Annotated in this window: 23 protein-coding genes; 5 read left to right on the plus strand and 18 right to left on the minus strand. The window is 51.9% G+C overall.

Translation table 11 applies throughout. From position 1 onward, the window contains the following. Nucleotides 1–4: 4 nt before the first annotated feature. Both SBI19_RS08585 and SBI19_RS08590 read left to right on the plus strand, forming a co-directional pair. A complete protein-coding gene (locus SBI19_RS08585; RefSeq protein ID WP_317967031.1) occupies nt 5–1,825 on the plus strand; it encodes a sensor histidine kinase in 1,821 nt (606 codons plus the stop codon). Next, nucleotides 1,822–3,453 carry a helix-turn-helix domain-containing protein gene (locus SBI19_RS08590; protein ID WP_317967032.1) on the plus strand — a complete coding sequence of 544 codons (1,632 nt, stop codon included), beginning with the start codon at nt 1,822–1,824 and terminating at the stop codon, nt 3,451–3,453. Before SBI19_RS08585 ends, SBI19_RS08590 begins: the two co-directional genes overlap by 4 nt. Before the next feature lie 294 nt (nt 3,454–3,747). Here the strand turns inward: SBI19_RS08590 and SBI19_RS08595 are convergent, their stop codons facing one another. Both SBI19_RS08595 and trmL read right to left on the minus strand, forming a co-directional pair. Beyond that, nucleotides 3,748–3,996, minus strand: a complete 249-nt coding sequence (locus SBI19_RS08595; protein WP_317967034.1) for an AbrB/MazE/SpoVT family DNA-binding domain-containing protein — start codon at nt 3,994–3,996, stop codon at nt 3,748–3,750. Between the two features lie 147 nt (nt 3,997–4,143). Continuing rightward, on the minus strand, nt 4,144–4,614 hold the full coding sequence (trmL, locus tag SBI19_RS08600; protein ID WP_317967036.1) for a tRNA (uridine(34)/cytosine(34)/5-carboxymethylaminomethyluridine(34)-2'-O)-methyltransferase TrmL: 471 nt from the start codon (nt 4,612–4,614) through the stop codon (nt 4,144–4,146). Nucleotides 4,615–4,794: 180 nt separating this feature from the next. Between trmL and SBI19_RS08605 the strand changes: the two genes are divergently transcribed. Continuing rightward, nucleotides 4,795–5,529, plus strand: coding sequence for a response regulator transcription factor (locus SBI19_RS08605; RefSeq protein ID WP_317967038.1), 735 nt, complete (start codon nt 4,795–4,797; stop codon nt 5,527–5,529). A 97-nt stretch (nt 5,530–5,626) separates the two neighbouring features. Here the strand turns inward: SBI19_RS08605 and serC are convergent, their stop codons facing one another. The 13 genes from serC to liaF all read right to left on the minus strand — a co-directional run bounded on the left by serC (nt 5,627) and on the right by liaF (nt 20,133). Next, nucleotides 5,627–6,715, minus strand: coding sequence for a 3-phosphoserine/phosphohydroxythreonine transaminase (serC, locus tag SBI19_RS08610; RefSeq protein WP_317967040.1), 1,089 nt, complete (start codon nt 6,713–6,715; stop codon nt 5,627–5,629). 408 nt (nt 6,716–7,123) lie between these two features. After that, nucleotides 7,124–7,333: a hypothetical protein gene (locus tag SBI19_RS08615; RefSeq protein ID WP_317967042.1), complete on the minus strand. Its 210-nt coding sequence runs from the start codon at nt 7,331–7,333 to the stop codon at nt 7,124–7,126. A gap of 611 nt (nt 7,334–7,944) precedes the next feature. After that, nucleotides 7,945–9,369, minus strand: a complete 1,425-nt coding sequence (gene glnA, locus SBI19_RS08620) for a type I glutamate--ammonia ligase (protein ID WP_317967044.1) — start codon at nt 9,367–9,369, stop codon at nt 7,945–7,947. A gap of 260 nt (nt 9,370–9,629) precedes the next feature. Then, nucleotides 9,630–10,691: a 3-deoxy-7-phosphoheptulonate synthase gene (gene aroF / locus SBI19_RS08625; RefSeq protein ID WP_317967106.1), complete on the minus strand. Its 1,062-nt coding sequence runs from the start codon at nt 10,689–10,691 to the stop codon at nt 9,630–9,632. A 365-nt stretch (nt 10,692–11,056) separates the two neighbouring features. Continuing rightward, nucleotides 11,057–11,626 (minus strand): DUF2062 domain-containing protein, encoded by a 570-nt coding sequence (locus SBI19_RS08630; RefSeq protein WP_317967046.1) that lies wholly within the window; start codon nt 11,624–11,626, stop codon nt 11,057–11,059. Next, nucleotides 11,626–12,582: a 4-hydroxy-3-methylbut-2-enyl diphosphate reductase gene (locus SBI19_RS08635; protein WP_317967048.1), complete on the minus strand. Its 957-nt coding sequence runs from the start codon at nt 12,580–12,582 to the stop codon at nt 11,626–11,628. The genes SBI19_RS08630 and SBI19_RS08635 overlap by 1 nt, the downstream gene beginning before the upstream one ends. Nucleotides 12,583–12,612: 30 nt before the next feature. After that, a complete protein-coding gene (locus SBI19_RS08640; protein WP_317967050.1) occupies nt 12,613–14,112 on the minus strand; it encodes a sensor histidine kinase in 1,500 nt (499 codons plus the stop codon). Nucleotides 14,113–14,116: 4 nt separating this feature from the next. Next, entirely contained in the window at nt 14,117–14,806 is a 690-nt protein-coding gene (locus SBI19_RS08645; RefSeq protein ID WP_317967052.1) for a response regulator transcription factor, read from the minus strand. Nucleotides 14,807–14,879: 73 nt separating this feature from the next. Continuing rightward, a complete protein-coding gene (locus SBI19_RS08650; RefSeq protein WP_317967054.1) occupies nt 14,880–16,619 on the minus strand; it encodes a S1C family serine protease in 1,740 nt (579 codons plus the stop codon). 187 nt (nt 16,620–16,806) lie between these two features. Beyond that, on the minus strand, nt 16,807–17,220 hold the full coding sequence (locus tag SBI19_RS08655) for a YugN family protein (protein ID WP_317967056.1): 414 nt from the start codon (nt 17,218–17,220) through the stop codon (nt 16,807–16,809). 119 nt (nt 17,221–17,339) lie between these two features. Further along, entirely contained in the window at nt 17,340–18,002 is a 663-nt protein-coding gene (locus tag SBI19_RS08660) for a response regulator (RefSeq protein ID WP_317967058.1), read from the minus strand. Nucleotides 18,003–18,006: 4 nt separating this feature from the next. Next, on the minus strand, nt 18,007–19,041 hold the full coding sequence (locus SBI19_RS08665; protein ID WP_317967060.1) for a sensor histidine kinase: 1,035 nt from the start codon (nt 19,039–19,041) through the stop codon (nt 18,007–18,009). Between the two features lie 6 nt (nt 19,042–19,047). Further along, nucleotides 19,048–20,133: a cell wall-active antibiotics response protein LiaF gene (liaF, locus tag SBI19_RS08670; RefSeq protein WP_317967062.1), complete on the minus strand. Its 1,086-nt coding sequence runs from the start codon at nt 20,131–20,133 to the stop codon at nt 19,048–19,050. Nucleotides 20,134–20,568: 435 nt separating this feature from the next. Here liaF and SBI19_RS08675 point away from each other — a divergent pair, with 435 nt between their 5' ends. Further along, the gene (locus tag SBI19_RS08675; RefSeq protein WP_317967064.1) at nt 20,569–21,864 is read left to right on the plus strand and encodes an ammonium transporter; all 1,296 of its coding nucleotides are present in this window, start codon (nt 20,569–20,571) and stop codon (nt 21,862–21,864) included. Nucleotides 21,865–21,920: 56 nt separating this feature from the next. On the opposite strand, the gene SBI19_RS08680 is transcribed toward SBI19_RS08675, so the two are convergent. Then, complete coding sequence (locus tag SBI19_RS08680) at nt 21,921–22,292, minus strand: hypothetical protein (protein WP_317967066.1); 372 nt, start codon at nt 22,290–22,292, stop codon at nt 21,921–21,923. A gap of 220 nt (nt 22,293–22,512) precedes the next feature. On the opposite strand from SBI19_RS08680, the gene SBI19_RS08685 reads away from it, so the two are divergent. Beyond that, nucleotides 22,513–22,959, plus strand: a complete 447-nt coding sequence (locus SBI19_RS08685; protein WP_317967068.1) for an Lrp/AsnC family transcriptional regulator — start codon at nt 22,513–22,515, stop codon at nt 22,957–22,959. Between the two features lie 152 nt (nt 22,960–23,111). Here the strand turns inward: SBI19_RS08685 and SBI19_RS08690 are convergent, their stop codons facing one another. Both SBI19_RS08690 and thrS read right to left on the minus strand, forming a co-directional pair. After that, nucleotides 23,112–23,669, minus strand: coding sequence for a 3D domain-containing protein (locus SBI19_RS08690; RefSeq protein ID WP_483312258.1), 558 nt, complete (start codon nt 23,667–23,669; stop codon nt 23,112–23,114). A 126-nt stretch (nt 23,670–23,795) separates the two neighbouring features. Beyond that, on the minus strand, nt 23,796–25,733 hold the full coding sequence (thrS, locus tag SBI19_RS08695) for a threonine--tRNA ligase (protein WP_317967070.1): 1,938 nt from the start codon (nt 25,731–25,733) through the stop codon (nt 23,796–23,798). Nucleotides 25,734–25,967: the final 234 nt, after the last annotated feature.

Genomic DNA, 25,967 nt, shown 5'->3' on the forward strand with positions numbered 1-25,967 from the left:
TTGAATGCGGTTACACGCCTTAAGACGCAGCCTGCGCGCCAAGCTTGTCATTTTCCTGCTGCTTGCCATTACCTTGCCGCTGACTGCATCCATTATCATTACGAACATGCGAACATCCTCCATCGTAACGGATGACAAGGTGAAAACCGCAGCCAATCTGCTCTATCAGGGCAAGACCAATCTCGAGCACTACTTGACGACGGTGACGCAGGCTTCGCTGCTCGTGTACAACGGTACATCCGGCGGCGATACGTTGTATCGCATCCTAGAGCGGGGACGCGAGGACTACTTGTCTGAGCAGGAAATTTATACAAGCCTCCAATCGATTGCCTTCGCTGTGAAGGAAGTGCATCAGGTCTACTTGCATGCAGCGAAAGCCGAGCGTGGATATGTCATCGTTGGCGGCAACAAAAAGAAAACCGATCAGCCGCAGCCCAGCAACGCGGAGCTTCTGAAGGATGTCAGCGTCGCTGCCGTCTACGAGCCAACCCACAAGAGCGGCGATTACGGCATTCTGCTGCCTCCCTATTCCGTCAGCAAACGCGTCGTTTCGATCCATCGCAAAGTCATTGCGATACCGTCCGACGAACAGATCGGAACATTGTCCATCGATATTAATACATCCGTCATCGACGCCATCTGCGAGCAGCTCTATGACAACACGAAGGAGCAGCTGTACCTTCTATCGAAGGACGGTACTGTTGTATATGGCCCGAACTCCGCCGAAATCGGCTTAAGCTGGCATGATACAGAAGGCACAGCGCTGCTGCAGAGGGTCAGCGGCAGCGGGTCCTCCGTCTCGAACAGCGATACGTTCCGCGGCGTCTATGTATACGATCAACTGGAGCTGAATGGACTGGACTGGACGATCGTCAAGCTCATTCCGAATTCGACGCTCCAAGCAGGCACGCGCCAAGTTACGATGGTCAATACGGTTGTGCTCACCGTATCCGGCATTATTGTAGCTATCGTTGCGGTGTTCATCTCCTTCTGGATTACATCGCCTATTCGCAAGCTGACCGAATATGCGAACCGCATTCAATCCGGTGAACTCGACATTGACATACGACTCAATCGTACCGACGAGATTGGTGCACTTGCGCGCCGTTTCCGCCTCATGATGGAGACGATCAACAATCTTGTCCTGCGCGAATACCGGCTTGAAATCGCGAATAAGACCAATGAGCTGAAGGCGCTGCAGGCGCAGGTTCAGCCGCACTTCCTATATAATGCCCTGCAGATGATCGGTACGTCCGCGCTTCAGAGCGGCGCTCCCGGCGTCTACCAGCTCGTTATGCTGCTCGGCAAGCTGATGCGCTATTCCATGAGCGGCTCGAACAAGCCCGTGGCGCTCGCGCAAGAGATCGAGCATACGACAGCCTATCTCGAGCTGCAGCAGCAGCGTTTCGGCGACAAGCTGCAGTATGGGATTGATATGGCGCCGGATACCGGGATGCTTCCCGTTCCACGCATGATTTTACAGCCACTCGCAGAAAATGTGTTTAAGCACGCCTTCGATCCAGCAGGCGGTGTCATGCGCGTTATCGTTCAAGCATTGCGCCGTGATGAGCAGCTGCTCATCAGCGTCGAGAATGACGGCCCTCCGATCTCGGAGAGCCGATTGGATGAGCTTCGCAGCCTGATTCATCAGCAATCAGAACGAAGCGACCAGGAGCATATCGGTCTGTCCAATGTGCTGTCTCGGCTGCGGCTTAATTGCGGAGAAGAAGCCAGCATGACGCTCGAGGGCGGCACGAACGGCGGACTGCGCGTCACGCTGCATGTGCCGATTCCGCAGGAATCAGAAGAGGAGGTGCAGCTATGATCGTCCTGATCGTTGACGACGAGCAGCATGCACGCGAAGCTGCGAAGCTGCTTGTCCCATGGGAGCAGCTTGGCGTAACCGAATTATTAGAGGCAGAGAACGGCGCGGAAGCGCAGGAGATCATAACCCGGAAACATCCGTCTATTATTGTAACGGATATGCATATGCCATTAACGGATGGCATGCAGTTGATCGAATGGCTGGACAGCAACGAGCCGGAAGCCAAGCTGATCGTCATTAGCGGCTATAATGATTTCAAGTATGTCCGTCATACACTAAAGCATGGCGGCATCGACTATTTGCTTAAACCGATTGATCCTGCGCAGCTGCTAAGCGCGGTCCATCGCGCCATTGAGATGCGGCAGCAGGAAGAGCAGGATCGTATCAAGCAGATCGAGCAAGGCATTACGATGAATCAGTACAAGCCTGTATATCGCGACTATCTCTTCGGCCAGCTCATTGCGCCTCAGCATAGCGAGACCGAGCCGATGATTCGGCAGCTTGCTGAGCAGTTTCCGAGCATTGCAGGCGCAGACCAATGCCGTGCAGCGCTGTTCCCGCTTCATGCCGTCATGCCTCGCTTGCTCCGTCGATTCGGCGGCGACCGCGATCTAGCCGTCTTCGCGCTGCAGAACGTATTGAACGATTTTATTGTGAACGACTGGCGCATCGGCTGCGCCTTCCGCTCCCCCACGGATCCAGAAGAGCTTATTGTGCTCTTCTGGCAGCAAGCCAGCGACGACCAAAACTGTACGTCGCGAACCGAGCAGCTGGTCTCGGCGCTTCGCACCATGTTTGATCTGCCGTTCTACGCCGGCTTAAGCCGTGTGATGCCCTTCCCACAGGAAGCGGCGAACGCTGTCGAATCGGCACGTCGAGGCTGCCTCAGCCGAAACCTATTGGCCGCAGGAAGCGAATCGGTCTGGAGTGAAGCAGCCGCTCTTGCGCAACCGCAGGACGCTTCTTCACTGCCAGACCTTGCGGCACTTGCCGAGCCCATTCGCCTTGCGCTGCTTGGGAGGGACGATCCTTCGCTTCGCGCGGCGCTGGAGCCTTGGTTCATGGCAGCGAGCAAACTTGCTGTCATCACGCCGCTCCATGTAGAACGCTGGCAGAAGCAGCTGGACATCGCAGCGCTGCGCTGGCAGCATCGGGAGAATGAAGAGCAGGGAAATACGCTCGCCCAGCCGTTCTCGCTTCGCTTCCTCTATGAGGACAGCGGCGCATTGTCGCTGGAACGAACGAAGCAGCATTGGCTCGAGCGGCTGCTTGAGCATGCCGAAGCGATGGCACGGCTGCAGCGGCAGGAACGAAGCGTCATTGCCGATATGATCGATTATATTGAGCGGCATCTGCAGGAGGATTTGTCGCTGCAGCAGCTCGCGGCACGGTTTTTCTTAAGCCGGGAATACGTCTCCAGAAGGTTCCGTCAGGAAACCGGTGTCACATTGTCCGAATATGTCGAGCGGCATCGAATGGAGCATGCGACGAAGCTGCTGGCGAACCGCACTTACAAAGTCGCAGACATTGCGGAGCTCGTCGGTTACACGGATGAGAAGTATTTTAGCAAAGTGTTCAAGAAACATACCGGATTATCGCCGCAGCAATATCGCAAATCGGATTCGTAACAAGTTGTTCACAATTATAATCGTTTTCTTTTGCCAATAGGTTGGTTATAATAAAAGCAATAATTGGAGGTGTGCGTGATGTCGATTAAATTCCTTATCGTAATGACTGTCATGGTACTGTTCGTCGTAGCGATCCTGACAGCGTCTTACAATGACGATAAAACGAAAGGCTTGTAATTCGGCCTTCCGAATGCTTTCATAAGGTATTACACGCAAAATAGCGGTGCAAGAAGCCCAGGCTTCCTGCACCGCTATTTTGCATTTCCCTATCCCCGAGTAACAACGTTCTCTTTATTATCGGCGAAGCTGACTCATCTCTGTCGTACACTCTGCACACAGATAACGGTCCTTGAACTCACGTACTTCTTCCATGCTGCCGCAGAATACGCATCTTGGACGGTAACGCTCCAAAATGATATGGTCACCCTGCACCAAAATTTCGACAGGATCTCCCTCGTTCATCGAATACCGTTTACGCAGCGATTTAGGCAGTACAATACGGCCCAATTGGTCAACCTTCCGAACAACACCTGCCGGTTTCATGTTCACTCACCCCTAATGTCTTCATTCGCAACCAGCTTTGAGAAACCTATGCTTTATTAACTTTCGATGGTTTTCGAGCTTTTCCTTCCCACATCCGTTATTTCTTAAAATCCTGCAATAATTATTATAATCTAGCGTTTTCGAAACCTATTTATCGAACAATCCCGGAAAATCATTTTGCCGGAGCGCTTCGTATACGACGATGGCCGCAGAGTTAGCCAAGTTCAGCGAGCGCACCTTATCCGTCATCGGCATCCGAATCAACGTGTCGGGATGATCGTCGAGCAGCTGCTGCGGAAGCCCTTTCGTTTCTTTGCCGAATACGAACAGATCGCCATCCTTATATTCGAAATCGCTATAACGATGAGTTGCACGCGTGCTTGCCATGAAGAACCGGTGGCCTTGGAACCGCTCCTTCACTTCGTCGAAGCTGTCGTAGTACGTCAAATTGACCGCATACCAATAATCGAGCCCCGCCCGTTTGAGCGTTGCATCGTCTGTGCGGAAGCCAAGCGGACGAACGAGATGCAGATGCGTGCCCGTCGCAGCGCATGTTCTTGCGATATTGCCGGTATTTGCCGGAATCTCTGGTTCAACTAATACGATATGGAATGGCATTGGGAGTTGTCCCCTTTCACGGTTCGTTTACAATTTGTGAGTAACATTTTTACATACGGTTTACGTTATCATAATGCTGCGAGTATGGTACTGCTTCATAATGAAGCAACATAACCGAAGTTTTCATTAACAATTGACCTACTAAACCCAATATAACTGTAAGTGAAGGAGTCCAAGCCGATGACCAAGAAGAAAATATTGATCGTCGATGACGAACCATCCATCTCGATGCTTATTGAGTTCAATCTGAAGCTCGCAGGTTACGATGTACGTTGCGTTCACGATGGAGAAGCGGTGTTTGAACTGCTTAAGCCTTTCCGCCCTGACCTCATCGTCCTTGACCTGATGCTGCCGAAGATGGATGGCATTCAAGTATGCCGGGAGCTTCGTCGTCAAAATAACGCAGTTCCCATCATTATGCTCACTGCCCTGCAGGACGTTACGGACAAAATCGCCGGCCTTGATAACGGCGCGGATGATTATATGACGAAGCCGTTCAGCCCGCAAGAGCTCATCTCTCGCATTCAGGCGATCTTCCGCCGTACGCAGTCGCTGCCAGGCGCAGGCGAGCCTGTCGTCTACGAGTACGGCCGGCTGACTGTACTGCCGGAGCAGCGCGAAGTGCGCATCGACGGCAAACCGATCGAGCTGACGCCGAAGGAGTTCGAGCTGCTGCTGTTCCTGTGCCGCCACCGCGGCAAGGTGCTGAGCCGTCAACAGCTTCTGCATGGCGTATGGGATTATCATTTCCTTGGCGATACGCGTATCGTCGACGTGCATGTCAGCCATCTGCGGGACAAAATCGAGCGTAACGCACGCAGTCCTGAATATATCATTACAATCCGCAATGTCGGCTATAAGCTGACCGGACCTCAAGCTGCCGAGCCGCCTTCCCCGTCACAAGCAACGGTATAACACACAAACCAATAGCATATGCATGACAGAAGACCGCCCTCTTCTCCCGACAGGAAGAAAAGGGCGGTTATTGTCGTTATGAGAGAAGCTTGTCGGCTTAGCCGTGCCGCTTCTGGAATTCAGCCATGAATTGCACGAGCGCTTGGCAGCTTTCGAGCGGAACCGCGTTGTATGTCGAAGCGCGGAGACCGCCTACGCTGCGGTGTCCTTTAAGACCAACGAAGCCTTCTGCTTCCGATTCCTTCGCGAACAGCTTCTCGAGTTCTTCCGATTGGAGACGGAACGTAAGGTTCATGATCGAACGGCTCTCTGGTTGTGCGAATCCGCGGTAGAAGCCGCCGCTGTTGTCGATTGCGTTGTAGATCAGGTTCGTTTTGTCGCGGTTGTACTGCTCCATAGCAGCAACGCCGCCTTTTTCCTTCAGCCATTTCAGTACGAGGCTCACCATGTATACCGAGAAAGATGGCGGCGTGTTGTACAGCGAATCGTTCTTCGCATGCGTGTCGTAACGCAGCATCGTAGGGATCGTCTTCGGGCTGTCTTGTGCGAGGTCTTCGCGAAGGATAACGATTGTTACGCCCGACGGACCGAGGTTTTTCTGAGCGCCTGCATAGATCATGCCGAATTTCGACACGTCTACCGGACGGCACAGGATGTCACTCGACATATCCGCGATCAGCGGCACATTGCCCGAATCCGGATATTGCTGATATTGCGTACCTTCGATCGTTTCGTTCGACGTTACGTGCAGGTATGCTGCGTTCTCAGGCAGTACGATGGAGGATACGTCTGGAATACGGTTGAACTTGTCCGCTTCCGACGATGCAACGATTGCCGTTTCACCGAACAGTTTTGCTTCTTTATATGCTTTTTCAGCCCAGCTGCCAGTCGCCACGTATGCGCCAGTCGTGCCTGGACGAAGGAAGTTCATTGGTATGGAAGCGAATTGCGTGCTTGCTCCGCCTTGAAGCAGCAGCACTTTATAATTGTTCGGAATATTGAACAATTCGCGAAGCAGCGATTGCGCCTCATTGTTCACTTGCTCGTACAGCGCGCCGCGGTGGGACATCTCCATAATGGACATGCCTGCTCCATGGTAATCTACGAATTGCTCCTGCGCCTGCTGCAGTACCTCAAGCGGCAATGCTGCTGGTCCAGCGTTAAAGTTAAATGCGCGTTTCGTCACCGTACACACCCCTGATCATCGATTTCAGAAATGAAAGCCTCTCCCTGTTTCTATCCGAGATGAAGCAAGTCCGTTTCCGTTTGGATATGGTTATGATAGCAAGTTTAAGCTCACGCATCAAGTGTCTAAAAGTCGAACAAACTATATTATTTCAGAAAAAATATTCGTGTTTTGAGTTTCTACCCGTCTAAATCCTCCCTCAAGGGAGGACTTTCAGGGGCTCTGCCCCTATGACCCCGATTTCTCATTTATTAAATAATCATTTCAACACTTTTTACATTTCTTATGAACACATTTAAAACCAATTTTTCTACCCACCCAAACCCTCCCTGCAAGGGAGGGCCCCAAAGGTCCTAAGGGTACGCTCCCGATGTGGTTTCCTTGCGGAAACCTTTACCTCTGGACTCCTCACAAGGACGGTGTCTTGGTTGGATGGACGGTGCGCCCGCTCTTGCCGCCCAGCGGCAAAGCTTCTGGATTACTGTATCTAGTTACGTTCGCACGTCTGCTTACTTTGTTCGATCCTGCGCGCCTGTCACCGCCCATTGATGGGACATCGATATGCTGCATCATTTGGTTATATAACCACTCAAACCCTATGCCAAAACGATAGCTCATGTTAGGTTCTGCGTGCTAAGAGCCGCGTGACCCTTTGGGTCACAACTTTTGTTCGAGCGGAACTAAAGCGGAACTTCGGCGCATATTAGGTTTGGCGTGCTAGGAGTCGCGTGACCCTTTGGGTCACAACTTTTGTTCGCGTGGGACTAGGTGGTACTTCGATGTGTGTTAGATTTTGCATGCAAGGAGCCGCTCTGAGCCATTGAATCACAGCTTTTGTTCGGACATAAGTTACCGCGTTCTTAGAGATGCGCCCCTGTATGGTCTTCCTGATATAAGGAATCCATCTATCGCTATTCGTGTTTGGTTCACCTGATTTACTTTTAACGAACCAGAGAAACTTTATTTGCTGCGAATTTACTGATTCCGCTCCAAAATGCTGCCAATTGCGCCTCTTAGGTTCGTTAGCCTCAGAAATTGAGCAGTACTCCGTGAATAGTGATTCGTCAGTTCGTTACACTACGGTTAGCACTACGCATTACGCCACACTACGCCTTGTCGCAGCCGAACCAACAGTTACGAGAACCGTCAACCGTTTGGCGGCGGTATCAGTACAACAAAAAAGCGGACCCGATCGGGTCCGCTTGGATAAACATATGATTGCGTTGAGATTAGCAGTCGAAGTAGAGGCCGTACTCGTGTGGATGGATACGGATTGCTACTGCTTTAGCTTCGTTGCGTTTAACCGCTACGTAGTTGTCGATGAATTCTTTCGTGAAGACATTGCCTTCTGTCAAGAACTCATAGTCAGCTTCCAGAGCGTTGAGCGCTTCGTCCAGCGTGCCTGGAACGCTGCGGATTTCGCGTTTCTCTTCGTCCGCCAGCTCATAGATGTTTTTGTCGAATGGACCATAGCCCAATGCGACTGGATCGATTTTGCGTTTGATGCCGTCTACACCTGCGAGCAGCATTGCTGCGAATGCGAGGTATGGGTTAGCCGTGGAGTCCGGCGTACGGAACTCGATGCGGCAGCCTTTAGGCGTAACAGCAGCGATTGGAATACGAACTGCTGCGGAACGGTTACCTTTGGAGAATACAAGGTTAACTGGTGCTTCGTAGCCTGGAACCAGACGTTTGAACGAGTTCGTCGAAGGGTTCGTCAGGGCGATCAGCGCTGGTGCATGGTACAGAATGCCGCCCATGAAGTTCATAGCGATAGGGCTCAGGTTTGCATAAGCGCCTTTCTCGTAGAACAACGGGGAGTCGCCGTTGAAGATCGACATATGAACGTGCATGCCGCTGCCGTTGTCGCCGAAGAGTGGTTTCGGCATGAACGTTGCTACTTTGCCGTATTGGCGAGCTACGTTGTGAACGATATATTTGTATTTCATCAGGTTGTCAGCTGTTTTCGTCAGCGTGTCGAAGCGGAAGTTGATTTCTGCTTGACCAGCCGTTGCTACTTCGTGGTGGTGACGTTCTACGCGAAGGCCCGTTTCTTGCATAACGCGAACCATTTCGCTGCGGATGTCTTGTTGGGAGTCAACCGGCTGTACTGGTACATAGCCGCCTTTAACGCCGACTTTGAAGCCCAGGTTGCCGCCTTCTTCTTTACGGCCCGTGTTCCAAGCTGCTTCTTCCGAATCAACTTCGAAGTACGATTTGTTCATGCCGCTTTCGTAGCGAACATCGTCGAAGATGAAGAACTCGGATTCAGGAGCGAAGAATGCCGTCGTGCCGATTCCTGTCGTTTGAAGGTACTCTTCTGCTTTTTGAGCGATCGAACGTGGGTCGCGGTCGTAACGGTCGCCTTCTGGCGTGTGGATGTTGCTCATTACGATCAGCGTTGCGTGATCAGTGAAAGGATCGATGAAAGTCGTTTCTGGATCTGGCATCATAACCATGTCGGAATTCTCGATACCACGGAAACCAACGATCGACGAACCGTCGAATGCTACACCATTTACAAAAGTATCAGCGTCTACCTCTGTCGAAGGCAGCGTGATGTGGTGCGCACGGCCTGCGAGATCAACGAAGCGGAAGTCGACGAACTGGATGTTGTTTTCTTTAATCGTGTTCAATACGTTTTGAACTGACATGTTAAAATCCTCCCATTTCCGAACATTAAAGTTGGTCTAATCTGTAATCGTTCAAGTTTTCTTGAGTTCCATGTGGCTATTATAAAACCGTCAGATTTACATGGTCAATAGTTATGTCAGGTATTTTTTGCACTTATGTTAGGTTTGCTCACAAGTTTTTGCGAAAGTTCACACGTCTGCCACGATTCTTGCTTAACAAAAAACCGCGAAGCCCTTGTCTATAAAGGGTTTCGCGGTTCGAGGCGCATGCGCCTTGGGTATTATTTGGTCCACGTAGCAAATGCTTCTGCAGGCTCTTTCGTCGTATCGAAACGCTTGCCAACGATCGGCGCGAGCTTCTCAAGATCCTTAAGCAAGTTTGCGAATTGATCCGGGAAGAGCGATTGCACGCCGTCGCCTGTCATCGAATTGTCCGGATCGGTATGCATTTCGATAATCAAACCGTTCGCACCGGCTGCAACCGACGCCTTCGACATTGGCTCGACCAGCTCTCTGCGGCCGGTACCATGACTTGGGTCGGAGATGACCGGAAGATGGCTGAGCGACTGCAATACTGGAATAGCTGACAAGTCTAACGTATTGCGTGTGTATGTCTCGAACGTTCGGATTCCACGCTCGCAAAGCATGACGTTCGGATTGCCGCCAGCCAGAATGTACTCTGCCGCATTCAAGAATTCATCGTACGTTGCACTGAATCCGCGTTTCAGCAAGACAGGCTTGTTGGTCGTTCCGAGCTTGCGAAGCAGGTCGAAGTTCTGCATGTTGCGTGTGCCTACTTGAAGAATGTCGGCGTATTCTGCGCACACATCTACGTACTCCGGCGTCATTACCTCCGTAATCGTAAGCAGGCCGTGTTTCTTGCCTGCCTCCGCCATCATGATGAGCCCTTCTACGCCGACACCTTGGAAGCTGTAAGGTCCCGTACGAGGCTTGAAGGCGCCGCCGCGAAGCACTTGGCCGCCAGCGTTCTTCACCAGACGAGCGATCTCATCGATCTGCTCAGGCGATTCAACCGCGCAAGGACCGCCCATAATAACGAGATTGTCGCCGCCGATCTTCACGCCTTTAATATCAATGACCGTATCCTCGGGATGGAACTCCCGGCTTGCGAGCTTGTAGGATTTCGAAATTTTAATGACGTTGTCCACATCTTTCATCTGACGAAGATGCTCGGCAAGCGTAGGTTCCGCTTTGCCAATAATGCCGATGACCGTACGGTCCGTTCCGCGCGATACATGCGCTTGCACGCCTGCTTTCTCAATAATTTGAACCAGCTCCTGTATTCTTTGCTCGGTAATGTTCGATTTCGTAATGACGATCATGTTCATCTCTCCCTTATCATTATTCAGCAGCTTCACATCGACTAACAGCTTGATAGGCAGCCGTAGCTGCAACGGAAGCAACCGCTATTCGTTATTTTGTTGGATAACCTTTTTCACACTGCAACGCTTTTATGCTTTGTGGCTTTTATGCTTTATGGCTTTTATGCTTTTAACCGCTAAAGTGAATATACAGCACATCGCCTCTTTCCGTCAACCCTCTCTGCGAAAAAATCCATCCGACATGTCCTTTGAACTAGATTCCAGCACTTCGAACTGTACTTGTCGCTATGTCAAGGATACTGCCATCATTTCACAGCAAAAAGGCTGCAACCAAATGCGAACAATGGTTACAGCCTCTCAGCTTATTATTCGGTTACTGACTTAGAAGGCGGCGTCTCGTTTCCCCGCTTCGTCTTCCGTTTCTTACGTCTGCGTTCCGTGAAATAGGCGATGCCATACTTCACAGGGAAATAGAACAGAATACCGAGCAGAATGCCGTTGATCGATCCGCCGACGATCAGCTTCAAGTTGATCGTTATAAACTTATTCACGAAATGCGGCAAGAACGGAATATGAACCCTCAGATGGTCGGGCAGAATCCAACTGCCGATCATCCCGCTGATGAACGCAATCGGGATGAAGATGATTTTGCCGACGACGAACCCGACCAGCGCTCCTGCCATGCTCGCGCGGAGCAAATAGACGATCGGAAACATCAAGAAGAAGGCAAGACCAAACGTCGGCAGCGTAATCATTTCGATCGCAATCCCGATCGAGAATCCGAGTGCGACAATGGACGGCCCGCCTGGCGCGCGCATCAGTTTAATAAAGTTATGGCGGATCCAGCGTTTCAAATGCAGCGGCTTGCGTGCGCGTTTGCCCTGGCCGGTCTCAACCGTTCCGGCCTTCTGCACACGACGATTCGCGGCACTCATTAGGCACCTGCCGATTTAGTACGAATCGTTGGAAGCAACTTATTCATGTTGATCGTACGGTGCTTCTCCCAAGTAGAAGGATCGTTTGAGTCGAATTGTTCAACGAACGCGATAACTTCCTTCGTAATCGGAGTAGGCGTAGAAGCGCCGGACGTGACTGCAACACGTTCCAGACCCTTCAGCCATTCGATATCGAGCTCGCCCAAATCCGCGATACGGAACGCTTTGACGCCTGCGATTTCCTCGGACACTTGCGCCAGACGATTCGAGTTGTTGCTTCTCGGATCACCTACGACGATAACAAGCTGCGCTTGATGAGCCTGATCTGCGACAGCCTCTTGACGCACCTGTGTAGCCAGACAAATCTCGTTATGCACTTCAGCATGCGGGAACTTCTCCTGCAGCTTTGCTATAATCGCACGAATATCCCATTGCGACATCGTTGTCTGGTTCGTAATGAGCAGACGCTCTTCATTCGTGAAGTTCAGCTTCTCAATGTCCGCTTCCTTCTCGATCAAATAAACATGCTCCGGCGCGATGCCAATCGCACCCTCCGGCTCCGGATGGCCTTGCTTCCCGATATAAATAATTTCAAAACCTTCGGCTGTCTTCGTCCGAATCAAGTCATGCGTCTTCGTAACATCCGGGCAGGTTGCGTCCACAACCGTCAGCCCTTTCTCGGCGGCGCGTTGTCTAACTTCAGGCGAAACGCCATGAGCGGTAAAAATAACGGTGCCTTTCTCGATCTGATCGAGAATTTCCAGACGGTTGGGACCGTCTAGCGTAATAACGCCCTCCTGCTTGAACGCTTCCGTGACATGTGCGTTATGAACTATCATGCCTAATATGTGAATAGGTCTTGGAAGATCTTGATTCTTGGCGGTTTGCAACGCAAGCACCATTGCATCAACGACGCCATAGCAGTACCCGCGGGGTGAAATTTTGACTACTTCCATACTCAAGCACCTGCTTTCTGCCGAAACCCGCTAGTTTGGTCGGCGTTCCATTCCCTCCATTATAACCGAATCAGCGTGTCGAGAAAAGGCGACTGGCAGCCAGACCGTAAAGGTGGTTCCTTCCCCTTCGCGAGTCATCACTTCGACGAAGCCGTTGTGCTCATCGATAATCCATTTGGCGATCGATAATCCGAGACCCGTGCCCGCTGTTTTGCCCCGCGAGACGTCTGCCCGATAGAACCGCTCGAATATCTTCGGCACCTCTTCTCGATTCATACCTATGCCTGTATCACGAATCATAATGCCGGCTCGATCATCATGAGAGACAGCACTTATTTCGACGGTACCGCTCGGTGTGTATTTGAATGCATTCTCGATAAAAATAAACAGCAGTTGCCGCAAATAATCAGCGCTTCCGTATACTTGCACCCCTTCCAGCACGGAGAAATCGTTCACGATCCATTCCGCTCGCCGCGGCAAATGCTGCGCTCGCCGGCATACATCCTCCACGATCGGCAGCAGTTCAACGTCGGTCTTCTCCATCACGAAGCCTGCATCCGCGCGCGCGAGCGATAGCAGATCGTTCACAAGACGGCTCATCCGAGTCGCTTCTTCGGAAATATCGCGCATCGCTTCCCGCGACATTTCTTGGCGTGCAGCTTCCACTTCACTTAGCGCTGCCGAAGCGTGCTCACCGTCAAGGTTAGGACGCCACATCCGTTCCAGCAATTCAATGTTGCCGCGAATCGTCGTTAGCGGCGTCCGCAGCTCATGCGAAGCATCCGAAACGAATCGACGCTGCGAATGGTAGGCGTCGTCCAATTCGTTATACGCCGTCTCCAATCGCTCAAGCATCCCGTTAAGCGTATCGGTCAGATTGCCGATCTCGTCGTTTGGCGTTTCTCTCGGGATACGGTAGCTTAGGTCAGAGCCCGTCTCGATTTTGCGCGATGCCTGGATGACGCTCTCGATCGGCCGCAATGCTTGACGTGCAAGGAACAATCCGGTTGTGAACGCTATGATTACGGCAGCGAGTGAAGCGATGATCAGTATGGTGCGCAAATCGTATAAGTAGTCCGCCTGACTGCCTGTGAAAGCTCCGATCTGAACGACATACTGGATGTTATTTCTGTTGTCTAATAACGTTAGTTCACACAACATGAATGGATAACCATTCGCCTTCACGCTGCGAAAAATCGGCTGCTTGGCATCCGTCTTCACAGGCAGCGGGAATTCCAACTGTGAAGCCATATTGTACGATTTATCGATAATATGCTTCTCGGTCATATTGACGAGCTGCAGGAAAAACTCGTTTTGAATCGTGGAGTTAGTCAGTTCGTTTAAGTAAATCCGACCATTAAACCCGCCGCTGCTTTCCGCGATCAACTGCTTCGCGCCATCCTCCAGCCTGTTCTTAACCTCGCCGTACGAATTCATGTAGGTGAAAAAATAGATGGCACCGCCGAGCAGCATGAGCGTCACCGTCAGCAGCCCGGAGTACCATAATGTTAGCCTAAGCCGTATCGACATGCTGTTAGCCGCCTTCCCCTCGGAGCACATAGCCCGTGCCGCGAACGGTCTGGATGATCCGTTTATCCGTGCCTACCTCCGTCTTCTGACGAAGCATGGCGATGTATACTTCCAACACATTGGACTCGCCGCTGTAATCGTAACCCCAGATTTTGTCCATGATCGAATCCCTCGTCAACACACGTCGCGGGTTCTGCATGAACAGATGAAGCAGGTCGAATTCCTTCGCTGTAAGTTCGATCCGTCTCCCGCCCCGAATTGCCTCGCGCGAATCGAGATCAAGGGTCAGATCTTCAAACTGAAGACGGTTGTCCGACTCCTGCTTGTCCGGTTTGCGGCGCAGCAGCGCGCGAACGCGAGCGAGCAGCTCCTCCAGCGCGAACGGCTTAATGAGGTAATCGTCCGCCCCAAGATCAAGCCCCTTCACTCGATCCTGAATATCGTCCTTCGCCGTCAGCATCATAACAGGTACATTGCTTCCCGCTTCGCGAACGCGTCGGCACACTTCCCAGCCGTCCATGATCGGCATCATGACGTCCAGAATGAGCAGATCAGGATCATCCTGCTGCAGCAGCTTAAGACCGCTCTGCCCGTCGTTCGCAATATGTACCTCATAGCCTTCGAACGCCAGACTGCGGCGAAGCAGCGACGTTATTTTCTCATCGTCATCTACGACAAATATCCGTTGTCTCATCTCATCCCGCTCCCGTTACAGAAGAAAAACGCAGGCGGTTATTCGCCGGCCTGCGTTCTTCTAATATGATTGATTAAGGTTGCTGCTGCTGTTGCTGCTGCAAATCTGTGGAGAATTTATTTTTGTCGCCGATCTTAATCGTCAAGTCAATCGCTTTGCCGTCTCGGATAACGTTCAGCACTGCGCTGTCGTCGACCTTATGCGCCTGAATCGCTTCGACGAGCTTATCGGATGTTGCGGTTTTCTTGCCGTCTACGCCTGTGATGACGTCATATTGACGGACATCCGCCATATAAGCCGGCGATTTATAGTATACACCGGTCACGAGCACGCCGTCAGTCGAATTCAGACCAAGCTGCTTCGCGTATTGATCATTCAGATTCTCAAGCGTAACGCCGATATACGGCACTGGCGTCTTCGGAATTTCCTGGTTGTTCTTCAGACTGTTGAGCACTTCTTGAATCGTACTCGTCGGAATCGCAAAGCCGATGCCTTGCGCCTGCGAGCTGACTGCCGTATTAATACCAACAACTTCGCCTTGCAGGTTCAGAAGCGGACCGCCGGAATTGCCCGGGTTGATCGAAGCATCCGTCTGCAGCAAGTGCTTGTATTCGCGAGTTCCGTTCTCATCCGGAATGTCGATCGGACGCTCTTTGGCGCTCAGCACTCCAATCGTTACGGTATGATCGAAGCCGTAAGGGTTGCCGATCGCTACGACCCAGTCCCCGATGTTAATGCTGTCCGAGCTGCCGAGCGCAAGCGTCGGGAACGCCTTCGTGCCTTCTACCTTCAGTACAGCCAAGTCCAGATCATAGCTCGAGCCGAGCAGCTTCGCCTTGAATGGCTTATCGTAGCCTTGAACCGTTACTTCGATTTCATCCGAATCTGCAACGACGTGCTGGTTCGTCAGAATATAGCCGCTTTCGTCGAAGAAGAAGCCTGTACCGATACCTGCTGGCGTCAATTGCTCTTGACCGCCATTATTCTGTTGACCGTTGTTCTGGTCAGTCGAATCATCGCCGAAGAACTGACGGAAGAATGGATCGTCGAAAATTCCGCCGCCTTGGCTGGAACGCTGCTGCTGCTTGACGTACGTTTCGATTTTGACGACGGCAGGGCTTGCTTGTTCGAAAATCTTCGCGATATTGTTTGGTCTTACGACATCCGCCGCATTCGACACGTTGCCATTATTGTCGGGATTCGCCGAAGCCGTCACTGCACCTTTCGAACTTGCATTGCTTAGCGCCGATGAGCCGTCTTTCGTGAACCAGTTATTCGAATCTGCCGCGTACATGAGAACACCGATCGTAATCACACCGGCCAGATAAGCGGCAAGCATGCCTCTCATTCTGCCGCGGCGCTTCTCTTTCATCTGCCATCCGCCTCGCACTTGCTGCGCTGCTGCGGACACTGGCGCAAGACGAAGATGCGAAGGCTGCTCGATTGAAGCGTATTCTACCTGCTCTGCCGCTGGCCCTTCTTCGAATCTTTCTTCCCCTTGCTGCGGATTCGAAGTTTGATAGTCTGCGTCCGCCGCGCGCTCTTCGCCGCGTTCTCCGGCTTCCGGTTGCTGGCGGAAGCTGTTGTAGCGACCGTCCTGTCCGCTGCCCGGCTTATAAGGTCCATAGGAATAATAGTACGTCGATTTATTGGAATTAGGATCGCCGCTCGGGCCGCCGTCCTGGTCATATTCACGTTCTTGCTGATCGCTTGTCGAATAGTGGTCGTCGGCCTGCGCGTCGCTGCCTTTAGTACCTTCTGCTTTGTCTTCGAAAAAATCGTCAAAAGGATTTTTTTTGTTCTGATCGTCCACTTTACTTCCCCTCCACATCATTAACTGTCCGTTTCGATAGTTCTATCATGCACATTCTACCTTAAAACAAACTTAAAAAGAATTAAAACGATCATGAAATACGAACGATATTATGCAAAAAACCTCTTATAACAGCCGTTGAATCATGTTTCGGGCTGTTTACAAGAGGTTTCTTTCTAGCATCTATTCATGTTAGCAGCTGACGTTCAGCTTCAGCGAGCGCAAGCTTCGCTTTATCTACCCACTTCGCCTCAATATGCGCATCAGGATCTGTTGGGGATTGGAATTGGTCGAACAGACTGCCGACGACACGGACAGACGCCTCCTCATCGTTCCCTTCCTTGTACAGATGCTTCAGCACATAAGGCTGACCAATGCGAATCGTCGCATTGTTATCCGCCCGCTCGCTGTCAATCGATCCTGCCGTCGCGACGAAAGGCAGCCGAATCCAGACCTTATGCTCTTCATCCAATGCACGATCGAATGAACCGCGGTCATATTCCCAATTGCCGCCAAGCGTAAACTGCGCACTGCTTAACTTCTCCTTCGCTTCGGCGAACTCATATTCTCTCTTTTCGATATCGGAATGTAGCGTAATCATGGCCTGTATCCCCTTTGAACTGCGCGGCGGCTCGTAACAGCCGCACTTGGTCAGCTATTGATAGCACTAGCTTAACCAGCCCTTACAGAGATTATGCCCGTTGGAAACGTAGGAAGCTATTAGGCCTGTGGCTTTGCCCATCCTTTGCGATGCGTGTAGACCGCCAGTTGTGTCCGATCCTCCAGCTCGCATTTCATCAGCAGATTGCTCACATGCGTCTTAACGGTCTTCACACTGATATGAAGCTCCTCAGCGATTTCCTTATTCGACATCCCGTCTGCAATAAGCAGCAGCACTTCCTTCTCCCGATCCGTCAGCCCTTCGTCAGCGCCTTGCGCGGAACGTTGACGCAATCCGCGCGTGAGCGCTTGGGACACATCGCCGGTCATAACCGGCATCCCTTTGGCCGCACCCATCAAGGCGTAGATCAGCTCTTCAGCCGATACCGTTTTAAGCACATAGCTGACAGCGCCGGCCTCAACAGCCGCTAGAACCTTATCATCCTCTAAGAAACTCGTGAGCATGACGATCTTGAGCTCCGGATATCGCTGCATCAACGCTCCAGTCGTCTGAACGCCGTCCATTACAGGCATCATGAGATCCATCAGCACAAGATCCGGACGCTTCTCCATACGTTCCATCAAAGCCAGCGCTTCGCTGCCGTTGCTCGCCTCCGCAACTACTTCGAATTTGGGCTCCAGCATCAAATACGTCTTCAAACCGGCCCGCACCATATCGTGATCATCTACAATCATGATGGAATAATTCGTATTCCCTGACATTCGCTTAACCTCGCTTGTCCGTATATTTCGGAATGGTAACGCGTATCCGTGTTCCTCCGCCTGGCTTACTGAACAGAATGACGTCGCCGCTCAGCTTCTGCGCCCGCTCGCGCATCGTTGACAGACCATAAGAGCCAACCCGTACTTCGCCAGGACGGAAGCCGACTCCATCATCCTGCAGCGTCATCATAATCTGATGCTCTGTCTCTGATAACGACAGTACGGCATGCTGCGCGTGAGCATGCTTCACAATGTTCGCCATTGCCTCTTGAATAATGAGAAACAATTGATGATCCTTCGCTTCCGACAGCGGCTCCTGCAGCCGCCAATCGAGTTCGCCTTGCAATCTATTCTGACGGCAGTAATCCGGGAACCATCGATCTAGCGCCTGCTGCAGCGAGCGTCCCTCCAGCTCCATCGGCCGCAGCTGCGCAATGAATCCACGCATTTGCTTCTGAGCGAGCGTCGACATCTCAATGAGCTGCCCCATTACATCAGCCGCACGATCGGGGTTAAGCTCCAGCAGCTTCGGCAGCGATGAGGCCGACATATGTATGGCGAACAGCTGCTGACTTACTGTATCGTGCAAGTCGCGGGCGAGCCGCTTCCGTTCTTCCTGTACCGCTTCTTCATTAGAAGCTTTCTCCCGCATGACTTGTTCTTCGCCTGCAAGCTGCGCTACCTTCAGACGTTCCTCGACGGTTGCAGCCATTTCATTGAATTCTACATGCACAGCTTCGAACGAACGCGCACCGCTGAGCGGCATCCGAATCGCCCAATTGCCGTTATTCGCTTGTTTGAGTGCGATGTGCAGCGCATCCACCCGCCGCTGAATCGTCTGTGCCGTCCAATAACCGAAGCATGCGCTGACGAGCAGCAGCACGAGGATGACGCACAGGCCGAATTCGACCGTCGGCATATCGCCCTCGTAGACGAGCCACTCCCACAGCGCATACACACTCCCGGCGGACAGCAGTGCAGAGACCGAGAACATCGCAATGATCTCCAGCTTACCGCTTCTGAGCAATCGTACCATCATCGCGGATCACCCAACCTTCGTAACCCGTACATCACCGATGAACGTGCTGCACACCAGCTTGATTTTTTTATCTGTATCCTTATAAGCAGGCGTCTCTACATCCATGTTGCGGAACAATCGGCTGTCTCTCATGTCGAGCACTCGCGCATCGCCAATGAATGCACTGGATACGACGTGAATGCCGACCTCATAATCGTTGGGCAAATAAATCTTAACGTCGCCGATGAAAGACGAAATCGTAATGCGCGTTTCACCGAACGGGATATGCGCTCTCGTCAAATCAATGACCGTATCTCCGATAAAATGCGAGATGTTGAGCGGCTTCAGCTCCCAATGATCGTTACCGATATGAATGTCGCCGATGAATCCGGAACGGTTCTGCACGTTCGGATTATTCTCCCACCACTCCACCCGTTCCCACGGATTCGTATGCCTGCGATGGTGTTCCATTTTCTCCTCAATCTTATCGCGGCGCATCTGAAGCTTATCCCGACGCTCCTCCAATTTCTCACGGCGCATTTGATGCTTCATCTCGATATGCTGCTCGTGCTTGGACAGATTAGGACGGAACGGCGGTACAGGCGGTAAAGGCGGCTGCATAGGATCGGCCGATGGATCGACATTAGAAGGATCGCTCGCAGTGGATGTTGGATCAGGATGCAGCGGCGGCGCCGGCGGCACGTAACCTCCTGGGCGATATGCTTGCCAATCATCCCGATGTTCGTAATTGTGACGATGATGCTGCCTTGAACTGCAGCGCGGACGGAACACCATGTTCAGACCGAACAGAATTAACGCAACCGGTCCGACGAAACGAATGATGTCACCGATCGACCAGTCAAACCAATCGAGGCTGCGGCCTAAGAAAATAAAACCAATCGTAATGAGAATACATGCACCGAATGCATTCCCTCCGTGGCGTGCGGTTAGCAAATTATTGAATCCGGCGACGATCAGAATAACCGGCCAGAAGGTGGAAACGATATCACCGATGTCGAGCGAAACGATGCCGAACTGATTTAATAGGAAGCCCGCTCCTATTGCAACGATGAATAACCCCCACAAGATACGGCCTGCATAATGACGATTCATCCTAAGTCAACTCCTAATTGTGCCTTGTTTACCACATAAGAATGTATAGGTTTTCGAGTCACTCGAAACAACTAATTCTTATTGGCGATAAAACCTACCTCATGCTTACGAAGCCGCTTTGCTCCGCAAAGCTGTAGGTCGCTCATCTTCGAAAGTCCGCGATAGAGGTTTTCTCACGATATATGAACTTATCGGTTCCCCGATCTTACATGTTCATTATATCGAAAGCTTTACATTGTTTTAACCGTCAATTGATTGAATCTGTTATCCGTCTAGAGACCGAGCTGTGCTGTTTTTCACACCGCTTGAAACTAATGTTATATATTGTGACATATTGCGTTGACATAGTTGACTTCGCCTCCTTATAATGAAGGACGACTGGCGATTTTACGACTATTTTTCGACGTTATCCGCATACGTCTTAGGAGTGATTGTATGAATATTGCTACACTATCACAAGGACTGGATACGATTTGGCTCGTCCTTACCGCGGCTATGATTCTGTTGATGGAAGGCGGCTTCGCATTGCTTGAGGCGGGATTCGTCCGGCAGAAGAACGCGGTCAGCATCATTATGAAAGTATTTGCTGATATTACGTTCGGAGCTCTCATTTATTTTGCAATCGGTTTCGCGCTCATGCATGGTAAAGATCTCGGCGGATGGATTGGCATATCCGGCTTCTTCTTGAGCGGCGATTTAAGCCATATTTCGTTGAATGTCTCCATGGATACGTTCTGGTTGTTCCAATCCGCATTCGTAATTGCCGTCATCTCCATTGTATCAGGAGCTGTAGCGGAACGGATTAATTTCAGCGCCTATCTATTATATGCGATCGCGATGACGGGAATCATCTATCCGATCGCCGGCCACTGGGTATGGGGCGGCGGATGGTTAGCTACGCTCGGGATGATCGACTTTGCAGGGTCTGCCGTCATCCATGGTCTGGGCGGCTTCGCAGCGCTGGCTGCAGCGATCTTCATCGGTCCGCGAATCGGCAAGTTTACGTCAGACGGACAAGCCAACATTGTCCCGCCTTCCAATCTCCCGCTCGCGTCGGTTGGCGCCTTCATCCTATGGTTCGGTTGGTTCGGGTTCAACTCCGGCAGTACGCTCAGCGCTACGAACAGCTCGATCGGTCATATCGCGGTTACTACGATGTTGTCAGCAGCGGCAGGCGGAGCTGTATCGATCTTGTTCACGATGCTTCGGTACAAGAAGGCTGATCCGCCGATGGTTATCAACGGCTCGTTGGCTGGCTTGGTTGGCATTACAGCAGGCTGCGCTTTCGTCACGAACGGCGCCGCAATATTGATCGGTACCATCTGCGGCATCGTGATGATTCTCGTCTCTGAGCTGCTTGAGCAGTGGCAAATAGACGATCCTGTCGGCGCATTCGCTGTACACGGTGTGAGCGGCAGCATCGGCACACTCGCTCTTGGCCTGTTCGCAACGAAAGATCTGGCCGCTGCAACCGGACAAGGCTACTATGGCCTCTTCTACGGCGGAGGCTGGGAGCTTCTCGGCATTCAATTCGTCGGATTGCTCACGATTGCGATCTGGGGCTTCGTACTAACCTGGTTGGCCTTGAAGCTGATCAATCGTTTCGTCCGCGTCCGCGTTAGTCGCGATGAGGAATTGGTCGGCCTTGATGTCGGCATCCATGGCGTGCCGGCCTACAGCCAGGCGCATGATTTCCTCGACATTAATGAATTGAAGCAGAATGATCGATAGAACGCAACAAAAAACGCCCTGACTGATCAATGATCAGTTACAGGGCGTTCTTCTTGTTAACGAAACGATTCAAGCTCCGACAGCTTGGCAGCTTCCGGCACTGCGCTGTCACGCAAAGCACGAGCACGCTCAATCTCGTGGCGAAGCAGGCGCGCACGCTCCATCGGCTGCTTGATGTAATGAATATATTCAACAGCCAGGTGATGGGCCGGCTTCCTGCCCGAGAGCAGCTTCCGCAGCGAGGACATCGCTTGGTACGCCCGTTCTTCCTTCAATCGGCGCTTCTCATAGCGGCTGACCATTTGTTCAATCTCTGCGATTTCTTCTTCTTTCTTAGCGATATACGCTTCTAGAAAAGGTACGACATCTGCCGGCTTATGAGGCGCTCTTAATCGATCCTCATTCCATATCGTCATTGGATCAGCCACAATTCATCACCATACTTTGCATCATGTAATAAAATATAACATGCAACCAATAAAATCATTGTACATGAACGATTCGAATTTGAACACCCCTAAATCGACGAAAATTTGTGAACGATTCAAGGAGGGTTGGAACAGTTTGTATTTTTCGCTCGTCAATCTATTTTCAAAAGACGGCTTTTATGTTATGTTTTATTACATATAAAAGGAGAGGTGACGGCTTATGGTGCTTCCTCACTTGGACGAAATCGATCAACGCATTGTCAATCTGCTGCTGGAGAACGGTCGATTGCCATATGCGAAGATCGGTGAAACGCTTAGTCTTTCCCGTGTTGCCATACAGAAACGGGTAGAATCGCTCATCGAAGACGGCATTATCGAACATTTCACGATCCGCGTCAATGTCGCGAAGCTAGGCAAGCCTGTCGCCGTCTTCTTCGAGATCGTCGTCGAACCGCGCTTAGCGGAACAGATCGGCTATCAACTGGCAGAGCTGCCTGACGTCATAAGCATTTATCAAATGACAGGGCCGAGCACTCTCCACATGCAAGCCCATCTGAGAGATGAAGAAGAGCTGGAGAAGTTCCTGTATGAGCGTATATTCGCGCTTGAGGGCGTCGTCAGCGTCGATACGCAGCTTGTCATCCGAAACTTCAAGCCTATCGGTTAGACAAGGCTGTCACCATTGAAGGGACAGCGTAGGCGTACAGCACAACTGCAGCGTTACAAACACAAACAAAACAAGCATCCGCATACCGATTATCGGTATAGGGATGCTTGTTCCATTTTACATGGAAATCTATACGTTTCCGAGCTTGCTCATTAGGACTCCAGGTATGACTGAGGGATTGAGCGGCTCGCTGCGAGCGCCTCGTTGACGGAATTAAGCCATGCCTGAGACAGTTTGCCGTTGCCCCTCTTGATCACCTTCACTTCTACCTTGCGTTTGCCCCATTGCTCGTATACTTGTTTAATGGTGTCGAAGTATAGGTCGATCCGTTTGCCTTTGATCGCAGATCCGGTATCAGCCACAACGCCGTATCCGTAATCCGGAATGTAAAGCAGTGTGCCAATCGGGAACACTTTCGGGTCGGCCGCAATGGTCGATAACCTGCCTCGCTTCACCTTCACGCCTGAATACGTAATCCCATACTGCGGGTGACCTGGACGTTTGCCGGTCGACTCTACGCCAGCCGTGTATCCAGTCGCAATCACTTCAATTGTTGCAATCTCTTTCCCGTCCGGTATAACGGGGGCTGCCTCAGCTGCAGCGGATGCGGCAGGACGCCCATCTGCGACTTCTGCTCCGCACATCAGTACAGAGAGGCCGATAAGCGCGCTGACGCAGCTCCGCTGCAGCATAGGTAAGCTTGATAACATACGTTAACTCCTTACATCAGGGTCTTTGAACGGAGTTCAAAGCCACTCCGCTCTACATCAGGATCTTTGAGGGGAGCTCAAAGTCACACTGCTCCTGAGTAGGAGGTTGCCCCGTCTTCCCGAAGGCTATACCGTTTTTGCAGCAATTTCTCCACTAAGCATCTCAATCAGCTCAGCGACCGGCTTCACGCCGATGTCGCCTTCGCCGCGTTTACGTACCGATACCGTGCCAGCCTGCGCCTCGTTATCGCCGACGATCAGCATGTAAGGCATCTTCTCAAGCTGCGCTTCGCGGATTTTGTAACCCAGCTTCTCGTTGCGGAGATCGGACTCTGCACGAACGCCTGCTGCAAGCAGCTGTTCTTCCACTTGGCGCGCATATTCGTCGTATGCGGACGATACCGGAATGACGCGTGCGTGCGTTGGCGACAGCCACAGCGGCAGCGCTCCTGCGAAGTTCTCGATCAAGTATGCCGTCATGCGCTCCATCGTACTGATGATTCCGCGGTGGATAACGACCGGACGGTGTTTCTTGCCGTCGTCGCCGATATATTCGAGTTCGAAACGTTCAGGCAGCAGGAAGTCCAGCTGAGCCGTCGACAACGTCTCTTCTTTGCCAAGCGCCGTCTTGATCTGCACGTCGAGCTTCGGTCCGTAGAACGCAGCTTCGCCCTCCGCTTCGAAGAATGGCAGATCGAGCTCCTCTACAACTTCACGCAGCATGCGCTGCGACATTTCCCACATGTTGTCGTCCGGGAAGTACTTCTCCGTATCCTTCGGATCGCGGTACGACAGACGGAAGCGATATTCCTTGATGCCGAAGTCAGCGTATACTTGGCGAATCAGGTTGATGACGCGAGCGAACTCATCCTTGATCTGATCCGGACGCGCGAAGATATGAGCATCGTTCAGCGTCATGGCACGAACGCGGTGCAGACCCGTAAGCGCGCCTGACATTTCGTAGCGATGCATCGTGCCGAGCTCGGCTACGCGGATCGGCAGATCGCGGTAGCTGCGCATGTCGCTTTTGTACACCATCATATGGTGAGGGCAGTTCATTGGACGAAGGACGAGCTCCTCGTTGTCGAGCGCCATCAGCGGGAACATATCCTCGGAGTAGTGCTCCCAGTGACCCGAGATTTTGTATAGCTCAACGTTAGCCAGTACTGGCGTATAAACGTGCTGGTAGCCCAGACGCTCTTCGAGATCGACGATATAGCGCTCCATCGTACGACGAACGCGGGCGCCGTTCGGCAGCCATAGCGGCAGGCCTTGGCCAACCTCTTTGGAGAACGTGAACATCTTCAGTTCTTTACCAAGCTTACGGTGGTCGCGTTTCTTCGCTTCCTCCAGGAAGTGCAGATGCTCGTCAAGCTGCGCTTGTTTCGGGAACGCCGTTCCGTAAATGCGCTGCAGCATTTTGTTCTTCGAATCACCGCGCCAGTATGCGCCTGCGATGCTCAGCAGCTTGAACGCTTTGATGCGGCCCGTCGACGGAAGATGCGGTCCACGGCAAAGGTCGAAGAACTCGCCTTGGTCATAGATCGTCAGTTGAACGTCTTCCGGCAGGTCGCGAATCAACTCGAGCTTAAGCGGATCGCCCAGCTCCGTGAACGTCGCAATCGCATCGTCACGGCTAATGACACGGCGGCGGATTGGCAGATCTTCCTTGATGATCTTAGCCATTTCTTTCTCGATTTTCACGAGATCTTCCGGCGTAAGCGATTGCTCCAGATCGATATCGTAGTAGAAGCCATCTTCGATGACCGGACCGATACCGAGTTTAACAGCCGTATTGCCATACAGACGCTTGATCGCTTGCGCCATCAAGTGCGCCGTACTGTGACGATACACTTCCACACCGTCTGCCGAATCCAGCGTTACGATCTCGATGTTAGCATCTTCGTTAAGCGCCGTGTAGATATCGACGACTTTACCATTGATTTTGCCTGCAACCGCATTCTTCTGAAGTCCTTTGCTAATGGAAGCCGCAACATCATCGATCGTTGCGCCAGCTTCGTATTCCCGGACAGCTCCGTCCGGCAGCGTTACTTTAATCGCCATCGTTATTCTCCTTTGTTATTCGACTGTTGCCTTAGATGAGGTCGTTGTCGATTGTTGTGTAAGCTGGCGGGATGGCGTACTTCTTCTATCGCGCTGGCAGTTGCCGGACAACAAAAAAAGCACGCGTCCCCGCAAAGGGACGAGTGCTTGTATACTCGTGGTTCCACCCTCATTCGAACGCAACAGGCTTGCGTACGAATCGATTCTCGATCAATTCATAAAACGCAGCACGTG

Origin of the sequence: Paenibacillus sp. CCS19 (assembly GCF_033239625.1) — a bacterium.
Lineage (GTDB): Bacteria > Bacillota > Bacilli > Paenibacillales > Paenibacillaceae > Paenibacillus_T.